Source organism: Pseudomonas sp. WAC2 (assembly GCF_030403525.1).
GTDB classification, from domain to species: Bacteria; Pseudomonadota; Gammaproteobacteria; order Pseudomonadales; family Pseudomonadaceae; genus Chryseomonas; species Chryseomonas luteola.
In genome coordinates, this window is the sequence record NZ_JAUEPD010000010.1 from 141,237 (window position 1) to 155,959 (window position 14,723).

At 58.0% G+C, this 14,723-nt stretch carries 16 protein-coding genes and 1 riboswitch; of the genes, 13 read left to right on the forward strand and 3 right to left on the reverse strand.

Annotated features, from left to right (window positions below; all coding sequences use genetic code 11):
* The first annotated feature begins 171 nt into the window (after positions 1–171).
* A complete protein-coding gene (locus QWJ10_RS20145; protein ID WP_197872850.1) occupies positions 172–1,143 on the forward strand; it encodes a restriction endonuclease in 972 nt (323 codons plus the stop codon).
* Between the two features lie 56 nt (positions 1,144–1,199).
* Here QWJ10_RS20145 and QWJ10_RS20150 read toward each other — a convergent pair whose 3' ends face one another.
* A complete protein-coding gene (locus QWJ10_RS20150; RefSeq protein ID WP_010794739.1) occupies positions 1,200–1,565 on the reverse strand; it encodes a YggL family protein in 366 nt (121 codons plus the stop codon).
* A gap of 215 nt (positions 1,566–1,780) precedes the next feature.
* Positions 1,781–1,977: riboswitch (cobalamin riboswitch) on the forward strand.
* 116 nt (positions 1,978–2,093) lie between these two features.
* Between QWJ10_RS20150 and cobO the strand changes: the two genes are divergently transcribed.
* Genes cobO through QWJ10_RS20200 form a run of 10 tightly spaced genes read left to right on the forward strand, consistent with a single transcriptional unit; the run spans position 2,094 to position 10,900 of the window.
* Positions 2,094–2,735, forward strand: coding sequence for a cob(I)yrinic acid a,c-diamide adenosyltransferase (gene cobO, locus QWJ10_RS20155; RefSeq protein ID WP_010794738.1), 642 nt, complete (start codon positions 2,094–2,096; stop codon positions 2,733–2,735).
* Entirely contained in the window at positions 2,732–4,033 is a 1,302-nt protein-coding gene (locus tag QWJ10_RS20160; protein WP_197872851.1) for a cobyrinate a,c-diamide synthase, read from the forward strand. The genes cobO and QWJ10_RS20160 overlap by 4 nt, the downstream gene beginning before the upstream one ends.
* A complete protein-coding gene (gene bluB / locus QWJ10_RS20165) occupies positions 4,030–4,695 on the forward strand; it encodes a 5,6-dimethylbenzimidazole synthase (protein WP_074824168.1) in 666 nt (221 codons plus the stop codon). Before QWJ10_RS20160 ends, bluB begins: the two co-directional genes overlap by 4 nt.
* Positions 4,692–5,600 (forward strand): adenosylcobinamide-phosphate synthase CbiB, encoded by a 909-nt coding sequence (gene cbiB / locus QWJ10_RS20170; protein WP_197872852.1) that lies wholly within the window; start codon positions 4,692–4,694, stop codon positions 5,598–5,600. The genes bluB and cbiB overlap by 4 nt, the downstream gene beginning before the upstream one ends.
* The gene (cobD, locus tag QWJ10_RS20175; protein WP_289929401.1) at positions 5,593–6,582 is read left to right on the forward strand and encodes a threonine-phosphate decarboxylase CobD; all 990 of its coding nucleotides are present in this window, start codon (positions 5,593–5,595) and stop codon (positions 6,580–6,582) included. Before cbiB ends, cobD begins: the two co-directional genes overlap by 8 nt.
* A complete protein-coding gene (locus QWJ10_RS20180; RefSeq protein ID WP_125889629.1) occupies positions 6,579–8,036 on the forward strand; it encodes a cobyric acid synthase in 1,458 nt (485 codons plus the stop codon). Before cobD ends, QWJ10_RS20180 begins: the two co-directional genes overlap by 4 nt.
* The gene (gene cobU, locus QWJ10_RS20185; RefSeq protein ID WP_125889630.1) at positions 8,033–8,554 is read left to right on the forward strand and encodes a bifunctional adenosylcobinamide kinase/adenosylcobinamide-phosphate guanylyltransferase; all 522 of its coding nucleotides are present in this window, start codon (positions 8,033–8,035) and stop codon (positions 8,552–8,554) included. Before QWJ10_RS20180 ends, cobU begins: the two co-directional genes overlap by 4 nt.
* Positions 8,551–9,606 (forward strand): nicotinate-nucleotide--dimethylbenzimidazole phosphoribosyltransferase, encoded by a 1,056-nt coding sequence (gene cobT / locus QWJ10_RS20190; RefSeq protein ID WP_122042310.1) that lies wholly within the window; start codon positions 8,551–8,553, stop codon positions 9,604–9,606. Before cobU ends, cobT begins: the two co-directional genes overlap by 4 nt.
* Positions 9,603–10,181 carry an alpha-ribazole phosphatase gene (gene cobC / locus QWJ10_RS20195; protein ID WP_197872854.1) on the forward strand — a complete coding sequence of 193 codons (579 nt, stop codon included), beginning with the start codon at positions 9,603–9,605 and terminating at the stop codon, positions 10,179–10,181. The genes cobT and cobC overlap by 4 nt, the downstream gene beginning before the upstream one ends.
* On the forward strand, positions 10,166–10,900 hold the full coding sequence (locus QWJ10_RS20200) for an adenosylcobinamide-GDP ribazoletransferase (protein ID WP_197872855.1): 735 nt from the start codon (positions 10,166–10,168) through the stop codon (positions 10,898–10,900). Before cobC ends, QWJ10_RS20200 begins: the two co-directional genes overlap by 16 nt.
* 44 nt (positions 10,901–10,944) lie before the next feature.
* On the opposite strand, the gene QWJ10_RS20205 is transcribed toward QWJ10_RS20200, so the two are convergent.
* Both QWJ10_RS20205 and QWJ10_RS20210 read right to left on the reverse strand, forming a co-directional pair.
* Positions 10,945–12,240 carry an outer membrane protein transport protein gene (locus QWJ10_RS20205; protein WP_010794728.1) on the reverse strand — a complete coding sequence of 432 codons (1,296 nt, stop codon included), beginning with the start codon at positions 12,238–12,240 and terminating at the stop codon, positions 10,945–10,947.
* 141 nt (positions 12,241–12,381) lie between these two features.
* Positions 12,382–12,861, reverse strand: coding sequence for a hypothetical protein (locus QWJ10_RS20210; RefSeq protein ID WP_010794727.1), 480 nt, complete (start codon positions 12,859–12,861; stop codon positions 12,382–12,384).
* Between the two features lie 409 nt (positions 12,862–13,270).
* On the opposite strand from QWJ10_RS20210, the gene rnd reads away from it, so the two are divergent.
* Both rnd and QWJ10_RS20220 read left to right on the forward strand, forming a co-directional pair.
* On the forward strand, positions 13,271–14,398 hold the full coding sequence (gene rnd, locus QWJ10_RS20215) for a ribonuclease D (RefSeq protein ID WP_197872857.1): 1,128 nt from the start codon (positions 13,271–13,273) through the stop codon (positions 14,396–14,398).
* A 17-nt stretch (positions 14,399–14,415) separates the two neighbouring features.
* Positions 14,416–14,709 (forward strand): YcgL domain-containing protein, encoded by a 294-nt coding sequence (locus QWJ10_RS20220; RefSeq protein ID WP_019366981.1) that lies wholly within the window; start codon positions 14,416–14,418, stop codon positions 14,707–14,709.
* Positions 14,710–14,723 lie beyond the last annotated feature (14 nt).

Here is a 14,723-nt window from a genome sequence, read left to right on the forward strand (position 1 = left end):
CAATAATTAGCAGTACTTCATGGCTCACGATTTGTAACATATCACGGGCGTTTTAGACGTCATCGCTTCCCGGATTTTGGTCTGGTTACAAACCTGATTACTGATTTCTCACCAGAATGTGCGGGTACCTTCAAGCAGGAGGCATCTGCAGGTTAATGGAAGCGCATCGCTATGAATCAAGCGTGGAAGATTGAGGTAGAAGGGCGCGCGCTTAACGAGGCGTTGCGCCGTGGGGTAATTGCGCTGGGTTGGCCCAAGCTAGGCGATTTGCGGGCTTATCCTGATGAAAAGGCAATTAAGATCAAGCTTTCCGAGTATACGACTCAGCATAGTGAGTCAATGTTGGATACGTGGGCGTCAGCGCTCAAGACGCTAACCCACGACATCAGGGTAGGCGATGCCTTAGTCGTGTATGACCACAGGACGCGTCAGTACTGGCTGGGACATGTTACAGGTGGGTATAGCTATGATCCGCATGAATGCGAGGAGTGGCCCAACCTGAGACAAGTCAGGTGGTATGCACAGATTCCCCGTGCGCAGCTCAGCGTCAAGGCGCGCAATGCATTGAATGCGGTGCAGGGTTGTCAGTTGCGCCAGGAAATCTGGCAGCAGCTCGACTCACTCAGCCGTGGTGATTTTCAGCCGGGCGAGCAGGAGGCCGACACTATCCTGAGTGCTCGACAGGATATGGAGGCACAGGCTCGCGAACTGATTGCTGATCGGCTCGATCGTCTTTCCGAGGCGCAGATCATCCAACTGGTGTCCGGTCTGGTACGCGCCATGGGATTTATCACCAAACAGCCTCCTGCGTCCAACGGTAGCCTGGCTATTGAGGCCTCCCTGGATGGCCTGGGTCTGCATCCCCCTCATGTAAAGGTCCAGGTTCAGCATCGTCAAGGTGTTGTAGGCGGTGAGACTTTGCGAGCGCTTCTGAACTGTCTGAAGGCTGACGACAAGGGTATTTTTGTCAGTACATGCGGCTTCAGCCAGGAGGCCATCTATGAGGCCGAGCGCGCCGGTCAATTGGTGGCTCTGATGGACATGGATCAGTTAGTCGACATGCTTCTGGTGCATTACGAGTCTCTGGATCTGGAGCTGAAATCTCTGATTCCCTTGACGCGGATCTACTGGCCAGCCTCCTGAACGCAGCAGAAATAAAAAAGCCCCGGCACTTTGCCGGGGCTTTTCACGATGACCTGTTACTCTTCAAAGTGCCAGGCATCGTAGAGTTCGCTGGCAGAAGCGCTTGCCACTTCCTTGCGTGCCTTGAGCCAATCGGTCAGGGCCTGACGGTCTTCCTCGGTGGGCGAGCCGTAGCGCTTGTTTGCCATGATAGTGCCTTCGATCCAGGTTTCGCCGAAGCCACCCATGTAGTCCAGGTTACGGGACTCGACGAAATCGACGAAATCGCTCAGCAGCGCTTCTAGCGCTTCGTCTTCAAGCGATTCCTTGAAATCAGCCTTGAGCTCGAATGCCAGTTCCTGGAATTCGCCCAGGTAGAGCTTCTTGCGGATACGGCGCTTCATGCGGCTAAGACGGGGATCGTTGGCAGTGGATTCGGACATAGGGAGACCTGTAGCTCGATAACTTCATGGCCAGCCAAAGGGTTTGACTGGATGGAAAGCGGCGCATTATCACCAGCTTCAGCCAGCATGGCTATCAAATATGATAGCGCGGTGACGATAAAACGAAATGAATCTGTCGTGCCGGTGGATTTTCTGCGCAAAGATTTATCTCCATTTGCCATGACTTTCGTTGACGCTCCCAGGGCTTGCCCGTAACCTGCGCGTCTGCTTGAGGTGCCTCGTGACATGGGTCGACGAGGTGAAACAGGGAAGCCGGTAGCAAGCCGGCGCTGCCCCCGCAACGGTAGGTGAGTTGAACGTCGCACAGGCCACTGGACAGCTGTCTGGGAAGGCGCGGCGGAGGAGTTTCCGCTCACGAGCCCGGAGACCGGCCTCAGGCGTTACACGGCAATGCGGAGGGCATTGATCGTCGCACAGGGCTAATGGCGTTGTGCGTCGTTGCCTCGTCTGTATCCTTGCGGAGCAGATCTTTCCGTTCGCCTCAGCCCTTGCCTGAAGGAGAGCGTCATGAGCGATACCCCGGAAACCCCCACCTCGTTACCCGTCGATGATGCGCGCAATGAGCGCCACCGTGAGCGAATGGTCCGTAAGAAAGCTGTCATGGACGAGCGGATCGCCAATGCACAGAATGAGCGAGGCTTGCTGCTGGTACACACCGGTATCGGCAAGGGCAAGAGCAGCTCTGCCTTTGGCATGGTGGCCCGAGCCTTGGGGCATGGACTGAAAGTGGGCGTCGTGCAGTTCATCAAGGGACGCGTCAGCACCGGTGAGCAGATGTTCTTCCAGCGGTTCCCCGAGGAGGTCCGTTACCATGTGATGGGCCAGGGATTCACGTGGGAGACCCAGGATCGTCAACGGGACATCGAAAACGCTGCCAGTGCCTGGGCTGTTGCCAAGGCATTATTGAGTGATCCTGAAATAGCACTCGTAGTGCTTGATGAACTGAATATCGCATTCAAGCATGGCTACCTGAAAGTTGAAGACGTGCTGGCGGATATCGAGGCGCGTCCGGTCTCCCAACACGTTGTCGTAACGGGGCGCGGTGCACCGCAGGCGCTGATCGACGCGGCTGATACCGTCAGTGAAATGGGCTTGGTCAAGCATGCCTTCCAGAGCGGCATTCGCGCCCAGAAAGGAATCGAATTTTGAACCTGCATGATCATCGTCGGTGTCCGGCGCTCCTGGTTGCCGCGCCGGCCTCCGGCCAGGGCAAGACCAGTGTAACGGCAGCCCTGGCACGTCTGCATAGAAGACAGGGCCGCAAGGTCCGTGTATTCAAGTGCGGCCCGGACTTTCTCGATCCCATGATCCTGGCCCGTGCGAGCGGTGCGCCGGTGTACCAGCTTGACTTGTGGATGGTAGGGGAAGAAGAAAGTCGCCGGCTGCTATGGGAAGCGGCAGGCGAAGCTGATCTGATCCTTATCGAAGGCGTCATGGGGCTGTTTGACGGCACGCCGTCTAGTGCGGACCTGGCACGTCGCTTCAATGTGCCGGTACTGGGTATTATTGAGGCGACCGGCATGGCGCAGACCTTTGGGGCATTAGCCTACGGTCTTGCACATTATCAGGCGGATCTGCCCTTTGCTGGCGTACTGGCCAATCGTGGCTCCAGCGCCCGGCAGACCGAGCTGCTCAAGGCCAGTTTGCCAAGCGGTATGCGCTGGTTTGGCGCCTTGCCGCGCAATTCGGGTATCGAGTTGCCGAGCCGGCATCTTGGACTGATCCAGGCTGACGAGTTGTCGGATCTGGATGCACGTCTGGACGCTGCGGCCGATGCCATTGCTGCCAGTGCCGATACCTCACTACCGGAGCCTGTGCTGTTTCAGGCCCCTATGAAGAAGAGCGTCGAACCGCTGCTGGCTGATGTGCGCATCGGGGTTGCACGCGACGCGGCACTGTCGTTTCTTTATCAGGCGAACCTTGATCTTCTACGCGCCATGGGCGCTGAGATTCGGCATTTTTCAGTGTTGCAGGACCAGCAGTTACCGGAAGTAGACAGTCTCTACTTGCCGGGCGGTTATCCTGAATTACATATTCAACAGCTGTCTGGAAATACCGCCATGCAGTCTGCTATTCGGGCGCATCATGCCGCAGGCAAGCCCATTCTGGCCGAATGCGGGGGGATGCTCTATCTGCTGGAGCGCCTGGCTGACAAGACAGGCGAGCAGGGCGAGATGGTTGGACTTCTCGAAGGGGAAGCTACCTTGCAGCCACGTCTTACTGCACTGGCGCTGCAAAGCGTTGCCTTCGATAGCGGCACCTTGCGTGGCCATACGTATCATCACTCATCCTTGGAATCGCCACTGGCTCCAACGTTGCGTGGTATCTGTCCCAATGGCAAGGCCACGGCGGAGTCGGTGTTCCAACAGGGCCGCCTGACTGCCAGCTACATTCACTTCTACATGCCATCCGCCCCCGAAACGGCGGCTGCCCTGCTAGCACCATGAATCCTCACGCCTTTACTTCCGCCGAGCAGGCCGGCGTCTATCGTGCTATCGCCGAACGACGTGACATGCGTCATTTCAGTGGCGGCCATGTACCGGAGGATCAGCTGCGGCGGCTGTTGAGCGCTGCTCATCAAGCGCCAAGCGTAGGCCTCATGCAGCCATGGCGCTTCATGCGCATTACTGACCAGGGGCTGCGTGCCGAGCTTTACCGGCTGGTCGAGTCCGAGCGTGTCTGCACGGCAGAGGCACTGGGTGAGCGTAGCGATGAGTTCATGCGGCTCAAGGTGGAAGGCATAAAGGAGTGTGCCGAGCTGCTGGTGGCTGCCCTCATGGAGGGGCGAGAAGCCCATATCTTCGGACGCCGTACGCTGCCTGAAATGGACGTGGCATCACTGTCTTGTGCGATCCAGAATCTATGGTTGTCCGCCCGGGCGGAGGGGCTCGGGATGGGATGGGTTTCGCTGTTCGACCCGGCTGCAGTGGCTGAACTGCTGGAAATGCCGGAAGGCAGCAAGCCGCTGGCCATCCTGTGTCTTGGCCCTGTCGAGGCCTTTTACAATCAGCCCATGCTGGTCGAGGAGGGTTGGCGGACGGCTCGCCCGTTGGATGAGCTCGTGTTTGAAAACCGCTGGGGTTCTGTCAAGGAGACTGAGAAGACATGATTCTGGCCCTGACCATCTTTTTAGGTGTACTGCTGGATACGATACTGGGCGAGCCTCGACGTTGGCATCCTCTGGTGGGATTTGGCTGGTGGGCAAACGCGCTGGAGCGCCGTTTCAATCCAGGCGGTGGCGGCTGGCGCAGTCACGGGCTGACGGCTTGGTGCATGGCTGTACTACCATGGGTCGTCTTGGTAGCGCTACTCGATCAGATTCCCTATGTAGGCTGGCTGGTTGAGGCGCTGGCGCTGTACTTCGCGCTTGGCCTTAAAAGCTTGGGCGAGCATGCCAAGCCCATCGCGCTGGCGCTACGGCGTAATAACCTGGAGGAGGCGCGGCGGCGTGTTGGCTATGTGGTCAGCCGGGAAACCCGTGAGCTGGATGAAGAGGCTGTCGCGCGGGCAGGTACAGAATCCGTACTGGAAAACGGAAGCGACGCTGTTTTTGCGGCTCTCTTCTGGTTTGTCCTGTTAGGCGCCCCAGGTGTTGTTCTATACCGCTTGGCCAATACGCTGGATGCCATGTGGGGCTATCGCAATACCCGCTTCGAACGCTTTGGCTGGGCGGCTGCACGCATAGATGATGGGCTCAATTACATGCCGGCGCGTCTGGTGGCATTGACGTATGCACTGTTGGGTAACTTTGGCTCCGCTCTGCATTGCTGGCGAACACAGGCGCCTCGTTGGGACAGTCCCAATGCCGGTCCGGTCATGGCGGCGGGCGCCGGTGCGCTGGGCGTGACACTGGGTGGCCCAGCGCGCTATCACGGCGAGCTACATGATCGGCCTGTTCTGGGATTGGGGCCTGCACCCACAGCGCACAGTATCGATATGGCACTGCTGCTCGTCCGTCGGGGCGTCATGCTCTGGGTGGCCGTTATCGTGCTGGGAGGCGTGATCAGTGCTTGAGCATGGCGGACGTCTGCGCAAGGCTGCGCAGCGCTATGGTATCGCGTTGGAGGATTGGCTGGACCTGTCGACAGGGCTTGCGCCTATGCCCTGGCCAATACCCCACATACCGTTATCAGCCTGGGCGCGTCTGCCCGAGACAAACGACGGCCTGGAGGAGGCTGCCGCTTGTTACTACGGTGCTCCACGAGTGCTGCCTGCTGCCGGCTCGCAGGCGGCCATCCAGGCCCTTCCCACACTTCGCCCTGAAGGGCGAGTAGGCGTACTGGCACCCTGCTACGCTGAACACGAGCAGGCCTGGGAGCGAGCAGAGCATTATGTTGTACCCCTATCACTCGACGATGTAGAGGCAGCGCTAAGCACGCTTGACGTCTTGGTTCTGGTCAACCCGAACAATCCTACCGGACAGCTTATCGAGCCTGAGCGGCTGCTCCGCTGGCATGCCAAGCTGACCGACCGGAGTGGTTGGCTAGTCGTGGATGAGGCGTTCATGGATCTCTCTCCCGCTTACAGTCTGGCTTCATGGGCGGATCGGCCAGGATTGATCGTACTGCGGTCTTTCGGGAAATTCTTCGGTCTTGCCGGTATCCGTCTGGGCTTTGTGCTGGCTGAAGCGAGCCTGCTGGAGCGACTGGACGATGTTTTGGGCCCTTGGACAGTCAGTGGTCCAGCTCGGGCCGTGGCACGTGAAATTCTGCTCGATAAGCGTGGTCATGACCGGCAGCGCAAGAGGCTTGCGACGGCAGGGCAGCGCCTGGCTGATGTATTGACCGCTCACGAGCTGGTCCCTGATGGCGGATGCGGTCTGTTTCAATGGTTGTCTCGACCCGATGCTGAGGCGCTTCATGAGTTCCTGGCCAGACGAGCCATTCTCACGCGTTTTTTCCCTTCAATAGCGGGCATCCGCTTTGGTCTTCCCGGTGATGAAGCCGGGTGGACGCGACTCACCCTGGCTTTGCAGGTATACAAGGATTCCTTATGACAACCGTGATGGTGCAGGGCACCACCTCCGATGCCGGCAAGAGCACCTTGGTCGCCGGTTTATGCCGCTGGCTCAAACGCCAGGGGGTGGCTGTCGTACCGTTCAAACCACAAAACATGGCTCTCAACAGTGCCGTCACGGCAGACCATGGTGAGATAGGGCGCGCCCAGGCTGTACAGGCCCAAGCCTGTGGAATCGCGCCGCATACAGATATGAATCCCGTGTTGCTCAAACCCAATACGGACATCGGCGCACAGGTCATTATTCATGGTCGTGCAGTGGCTACGATGGATGCCAAGACCTATCACGGCTACAAGCGTATCGCTCGCGAGGCGGTGCTGGAATCCCATGCGCGTCTGGCCGGCCGATACGAGGTGATCATGGTGGAAGGAGCAGGCTCGCCCGCAGAAATCAACCTGCGTGAAGGCGATATTGCCAACATGGGGTTTGCCGAGCGCGTGGACTGCCCGGTTATCCTGATCGCCGATATCGACCGGGGCGGTGTCTTCGCCCATCTCGTGGGCACGCTAGAGCTTCTCAGCGAGTCGGAGCAGCAGCGTGTAGCCGGTTTCGTTATCAACCGTTTCCGCGGCGATATTGCATTGCTCAAGCCGGGCCTGGACTGGCTGGAAGCGCGGACGGGCAAGCCGGTGCTGGGTGTTCTGCCTTACTTGCACGACCTGCATCTCGAAGCCGAAGATGCGGTCGATACGCGACAGGTCGCCAAGCGGGACGAGGTTATCCGAGTGGTGGTGCCGGTGTTTCCACGTATCAGCAACCACACTGACTTCGATCCGTTAAGGCTGCATCCCCAAGTCGAAATCAGTTTTGTAAGGCAAGGTCAGGCGCTACCGCCTTGCGACCTGATCATTCTTCCTGGGTCAAAAAGCGTGCGAGGCGATCTGGCCTTCATGCGCAAACAGGGGTGGGATACTGATATTCAACGGCATCTCCGTTATGGAGGACGCGTGCTGGGTATTTGTGGCGGCTATCAGATGCTGGGCCGTACCGTAAGTGACCCGCTCGGGTTGGAAGGTGATCCAGGTGACAGCACAGGTTTGGGCGTGCTCGACATGAACACCGAGCTGGCCGCTGAAAAACAACTCCGTAATGTCGCGGGGTGCCTGGCGGCTACCCGGTCTGCCGTAACAGGGTACGAGATTCATGCGGGAGTCACCGAAGGGGCCGCCTTGGAGCAACCTGCCATTATCCTGGATGATGGTCGCTGCGATGGCGCACTGAGCGAAGACGGGCTGATCATGGGAACCTACCTGCATGGGTTGTTCGAGTCGCCTGATGCGTGCACCGCCTTGTTGCGCTGGGCGGGGCTGACTACTCCTGAACGTGTCGACTACCATGCTTTGCGCGAGCGCGATCTCGAACGGCTGGCGGACTTGGTCGACCAGCATCTGGACACCGCGAAATTGCGTGCTTTATGTGGAATAAACCAATGAAGGAATTGATTCTGGGGGGCGCGCGTTCGGGCAAGAGTCGCCTTGCAGAAAAATTGGCCACTGACTCAGGTCTGGATGTCATCTACATTGCGACGGCCCAGGCCTGGGACGGCGAAATGCGTATCCGAATTGCCCAGCATGCCGACCGCCGCCCCGTTGAGTGGAGACTGGTGGAAGAGCCTCTTTATCTAGCTGCGGTGCTGCAAGCTCATGCTTCGACTGGGCGCTGTCTTCTGGTGGATTGCCTGACCCTCTGGCTGACCAATCTTCTAATGGCAGAGGATGCCACTATGCTCGCCCGGGAGCGAGCGGCCTTGCTGGAAGCCCTATCCGGGCTACCAGGCCATATCATTCTGGTCAGCAACGAGACTGGCATGGGAGTAGTGCCGCTGGGTGAGCTAACCCGGCGCTATGTTGATGAGGCGGGCTGGCTGCACCAGGCGCTGGCCGAGCAATGTGATCGTGTTGTGTTGACCGTGGCAGGTTTGCCAATGACGCTCAAAGGAGCTTCTTTATGACGCAGTACTGGTGGCAGGCACCCTGTCAGCCATTGGATGAGCGGGCCCGTCAGTTGGCGACGGCCCGCCAGGCGCAGCTTACCAAGCCGCGTGGCGCACTCGGGCTGCTGGAGCAGGTTGCGATTGATCTGGCAGCGATGCAGGGACGTGAACGGCCTGTTATCGAGCACGTGGCAATCAGTGTCTTCGCAGGGGATCACGGTGTCGTGGAGGAAGGGGTGTCGGCCTATCCTCAGGCGGTGACAGGCGAAATGCTGCGCAACTTTGTTGGCGGTGGCGCTGCCATCAGCGTTCTAGCGCGTTCGCTCAAGGCTCCGCTGGAGGTCATTAATCTGGGAACCGCTGAGCCCATGGAGGCGTTGCCAGGCGTTATTGATCGTCCTCTTGGTCCAGGTACGGCCAACTTTACTCGCGAGCCAGCCATGACTGTTGCTCAATGCGAGGCAGCTCTGCAGGCAGGACGAGACAGCGTCCAGAAAGCCAAGGCAAGCGGCGCTCAGCTGTTTATCGGTGGTGAGATGGGGATTGGCAACACCACGGCGGCCAGCGCTATGGCTTGTGCATTGCTGGAAGCTTCACCCCTCGCGATGACGGGGCCGGGAACCGGACTCGATGCAGATGGCATCGCCTTGAAGGTCGCGGTTATCCAGCGTGGTCTGCTACGCCATGCGGAGTCATTGAGTAACCCGCTAAAGGTGTTGCGCCGTCTGGGTGGCTTCGAGATTGCCGCGTTGACCGGCGCTTACCTTGCCTGCATGCAGGAGGGGGTTCCGGCATTGGTCGATGGGTTCATCAGCTCTGTTGCCGCCTTGTGCGCCGTACGAATGAGCCCCACCGGGCGGGAGTGGCTGCTGTTTGCTCACAGCGGAGCTGAGCCGGGCCATGCACTTGTGCTTGAAGCACTCAACGCTCAGCCGCTGATTGAGCTGGGGCTGCGTCTGGGGGAGGGAAGCGGTGCAGCATTGGCGGTGCCCTTGCTTCAGTTGGCGTGTCGCCTGCATGGCGAAATGGCGACCTTTGCCGAGGCCAGCGTATCGGATCGCCCGGCATGAGCCTGTTTCTGTTGAGACATGGTGAGACACAAGGGCCGGGTGGTTTTCGGGGGCGTCTGGATCATCCGCTTTCGGAGCAGGGCTGGTCCAGTATGCAGGCCGCGGTCCAGGCATTACCGTCATGGGAGTTGATTATCAGCTCACCCCTTGAGCGGTGCCGAGCCTTTGCCGAGTGGCTGGCAGGTATGCAGGGGGTAGAGTGCAAACTTGAGCCTGACCTGCGCGAGTTGGACTTTGGCGATTGGGAGGGGCGTACCGCTGCCGAACTGATGGAGGGTCAGGCTGATGCCCTAGGCCAGTTCTGGGCTGATCCCTACAGTTTTACGCCGCCCAATGGAGAGCCGGTGGCCACGTTCGAACAGCGTGTCCTAGGCGCCATGGAGCGTATAGTCAGGCGTACAGCGGATACGCACGCACTAGTGGTAACCCATGGCGGCGTTATCCGGTTGTTGCTGGCACGGCAGCAGGGACTACCTCGTAAAGATCTGCTTCAAGTAGAAGTTCCTTATGCCAGTCTTCATGCTTTTGAGGCGTCTGCCTTGAGCGACACGTACCCACCATGCTGCCCTTCCTGATTGCCCTGCAGTTCTTGACTCGTCTGCCGGTACGCCTGCCCGGCATGCCTCCACCCGAGAAAACCGGTGAGTCTTTATTGTGGTACCCCATGGTAGGCGTGCTGGTGGGTACCATTTTATGGCTGCTTGGCAACCTGCTCGGGCAGGCGGCTCCGGTATTGCAGGCCGCTATTGTTCTGGCTGTATGGGTCGCGCTGACCGGTGCGCTGCATCTGGACGGCCTGGCGGACACGGCAGACGCCTGGGCCGGTGGTTTTGGCGACCGTGAACGCACCTTGACGATCATGAAGGACCCTCGCTCCGGCCCGATGGCGGTCGTTGCAGTGATCATTGTGCTCTTGCTCAAGTTCGCGGCGCTTTACGTACTGCTTGAGCACCACCAGTTGGATGCCGTCCTCCTAGTTCCCTGGCTTGCGCGAGTTGCGCTGCCTGGGTTGCTACTCGTGACCCCTTACGCAAGGCCGGGAGGCTTGGGTCAGGTGCTGGTCGATTACATGCCGAAGCGATTGCTGCGCCTTGTACTGGCCGCCCATGTCATTGCCATGTTGCTCGTGATACGAGAAAGCCTGATCGCTTTGCTGATGGCAGGGCTGCTCTTTCTGTGGCTTCGTCGAGCATTCATGACACGCCTGGGCGGGACTACTGGCGATACGGCGGGTGCGCTGGTCGAGTTGCTTGAGTGCGGTGTTCTGGTTGCGCTAGCCCTGACGAGTACCTGAATAAAAACGCCGCCTCAAGGGCGGCGTTTTTTCATACGTGTCTATCAGAAGCGATAGCTGACCTGAGCGGCCAAGCCATGGGCGCTGTTTTCAACCTTGGCACTGTAGGCCGGCTGCAAAGCAGTCGCTTCACGATTGATCGAGGCCTTGTCTTCCCACAGGTAGGCATAGGCAACATCAACGGTCAGATCAGGCGAAGGAGACCAGCCTGCACCAATCGATACGGTCTTGCGATTACCCACCGGAATACGCACGTTGCGGTATTCATTGTCGGTCGGCGATGGATCGATTGCGAAACCAGTGCGCAGTACCCATTGGGGGTTCAGCTGATAGGAAGCGCCGATGGCATAGGACCAAGTGTCGTGCCATTTGAGTTCTTCATCCACTGTACCAAGGACATTGCCCAGAGTAGGTACTGTAGGCGTTCCACTGTTTTGTACTTCCAGCTTGTCCAGACGGCTCCAGCGGGTCCAGGTTGCGCCACCGTATAGTGTCCAGCGATCGTCAAGCTTGTAAGTAAAGGATGTATCCAGCGATTCAGGGGTAGTGATATCCAGCTCGGCATCGTACTTGCCATTCAGCGGGCTGATCAGGCGATTGACGACGGGAGACAGACTGGACACGCCACTGGCCTTGGTATGGCCCTCCAACTTGTATTTCACTTTGGAGTGGTAGGTGACCCCGACCGCTAACTGATCCGTTACATCGGCCAGCACGCCAATGTTGTAGCCCAGCGCAACATCATCGCCCTTGATTTTGACTTCCGCATCACCGCCACCCAAGGGCGCAAGGGACAAGTTGCTTTCCAGCTTGCCAGCGATTCGGTTGATCGTAGGACCAAAGCCAACGGATACGCGGTCATTGATCTTGTAGCTCAGCGTTGGTTGGACTGTAATGACCTCAACCTTGCTGTACGATCCGTGATAACGACCCTGGAAACTATTTTCATAGTCACTGATCAGCGCGTAGGGTACATAGATACCCAGACCAAAGTGCCAATCATCATTAAGTGGTGTTACAACGTAGCCGAACGGAACGGCGGATGTCGGCACCATATCCCCTTCGTTGGTGCCACGCGCATTCGAACGCACATTACTAAAATCGCTACTGGCATCAATTACGGCCGCTCCGCCGCTGATTTCAGTACGCTTGAGCTTGGACATGCCAGCCGGGTTACCAAAAACGGTCGAAGCATCCAATGCAGAGGACGAACGACCGGCAAAGGAAGTCCCCATGCCACTGGCGCTTTGCTCGTTGATGGCAATGCCGTTGGCAAGGCTAAGGCTAGAAAAACTGGCGACAGCCAGCGCAATTGCTGTTTTCAACCCTGTTGTTTTCATTGTTAGCGCAACTCCAGAAGATGACGCGGGCGGAAACTATCAGAACGGTGACCTTTTACCAACAGCCACGACGAGCGTATCGCTCAAAAAAGGTTTTAACAGTCTATTGGCCGTTATTCAAAAAAGACTACCGGGTCATACTCAGGCTACCTGGTTCCACGTCTCGCTGCAGCGCTGCCAGGCCATGTGAAAGTCGTGAAGACGGCCTCTAGGATTGAAAACCTTACGCCATAACCGGGCCTGCCCTTGATGGTCGTCAGGCTCCGGTAAGGGCAGGCGTGATTCTTCGATCATGAGCCAGGCGATTGCTGTGGCATAACGAAGGTTGACGGTCAGCTCCAGATGAGGCGCCCCGAAAAAGGCATGTTGACTGGCTAGGCCTCGGACAAGGCTGGCCAGCTCAGGGTCGCGGGCCAGATAGTAATCCCAGAGGGCGGCATGCCGTTCGGCGGAAATTCGGTAAATACCGTGGTATTGCTGTGTTTCAAGCGTGGCGCCTAGCGCAGACTGCGTGGCGGCGGTGGCCAGCAGCATGGCCTCTGCTGCCAGGGAATAGCGGTCTAGATAGACCAGGGTGGGACGAATAACATACTGACTCAATTCGCATGCAGCGATTCCCATGGCTACCTCATCACTAAGACAATGACCCGCTCGAGTCGAATGCCTGGTCGGTTGATGTTGTTTTCGTGTAGCCCCGACTTCTCTTGACGTTAGGCCTTGAACTTCAAGTTTAGCTTTAAGTTTCGCACGTAAACCTAAGCCGTTAGACGATTTTGAAGTTTTCATCCCTGCCCATATTCCGCTTGGTCACGTTAGACTCATGCCGCCAGGTTCGGATGGCGGTCGCCTCGGCAGGCTGGCGCCTGTCTGGTCATGCCGTGCAGCCTGCCCTATGTTCTAAGACAACGAAACGCCTCAAATGTGGCAAATCGGGATGCTTGATAAGCATTAAGCGGCTTAATCTGGGCCTTTGATCTGCCTGAACGCTTCAGGATGGATATACTTCCGGTAACAGTACTGGAGGATTTACGTGGCTCTTGCTATCCAATGGCTCAAAGACGATGCCAGCCTTGCTCGACAATGCGCGTTCTGGCGCACCTTGCCCTTCATCGTGCTCGACACCGAGTTCATGCGGGTCGATACCTTCTATCCCATTGCGGGCCTCCTTCAGGTCGGCGACGGGCAGGGCGCTTTTCTGATCGACCCATTGACGATCAGTGACTGGGCGCCGTTGTCTGGGCTGTTGGAAGACAAGCAGGTCATAAAAGTCCTTCATGCCTGCAGTGAGGACCTTGAGGTTCTGCTCAAGCTGACCGGAAGCCTCCCCGAGCCGCTATTCGATACGCAGCTGGCGGCTGCCTATTTGGGGTTGGGTCATTCGATGGGATATTCGCGTCTGGTACACGAACTGTTAGGTATCGCCTTGCCCAAGGACGAGACACGCTCGGACTGGCTTCAGCGCCCACTGACGGAGCTACAAGAGCGCTATGCCGCGGCTGACGTGGAGCATCTGGCGGAATTGTATCTGGCGTTGTCTGAGCGCCTGGATCAGACGAAGCGGGGATGGCTCTTGGAAGATGGCCGTGAGCTGGTAGCCAACCTTAAGCAGGAGTCGGACCCCTATCAGGCGTATAAAGATGTCAAGCTGGGCTGGCGTCTGTCACGTCAGCAGCTGGCTGTGCTAAGGGCCATCTGTGCGTGGCGCGAGCAGGAGGCAAGGTTATGTAACCAGCCTCGCAATCGTATTGTGCGCGAGCGCTCCCTGTGGCCTCTGGCGCGACTTCAGCCCAAGGACAAGGTCGCGCTGGCCCGTATCGATGACATGCATCCTCGTACTGTACGTCAATACGGCGATCACCTGATCGAGCTGATCAGCGAGGCCGCCAAGACGCCTCCGGATCAATGGCCTGAGCCGTTATCCGAGCCGCTGCCTCCGGAAATCTCGCCGATTCTGAAGGACCTTCGTCTCATTGGCCAGAGTGAAGCTGAGCGCCTGACCATGGCGCCTGAACTCATGCTGCGAAAGAAAGTGCTGGAAGCCTTGATTAAGAGTGGCTGGCCGGATGGTCAATATGTTTTACCCGACACGCTGCGCGGATGGCGCCGCGAGTTGATGGGGCAGGCCTTGCTGGATCGCCTGGCTGCCTTGCGAACCTGATGTTATCCGGAGTACCCATGAAACGAATCTGTTCCATTTACAAAAGTCCGCGCAAAAGCGAAATGTACCTCTACGTCGACAAGCGTGACGGGCTTGCCCGCGTACCAGAAGGGTTGATTGCAGCCTTTGGTACCCCTCAGCTTACGTTTGAATTCGTTCTTACGCCGGAACGACAGCTGGAGCGCGAAGACACTGCAAAGGTTTTGGAAAATTTGGAGAAGCAGGGCTATCACCTGCAGATGCCACCACCTCAGGAGGAGTACATTGAGCATCTGCCTGAGCATTTGCTGCGTATGAACGACCCCGTGTAACGCGACAGTCATCA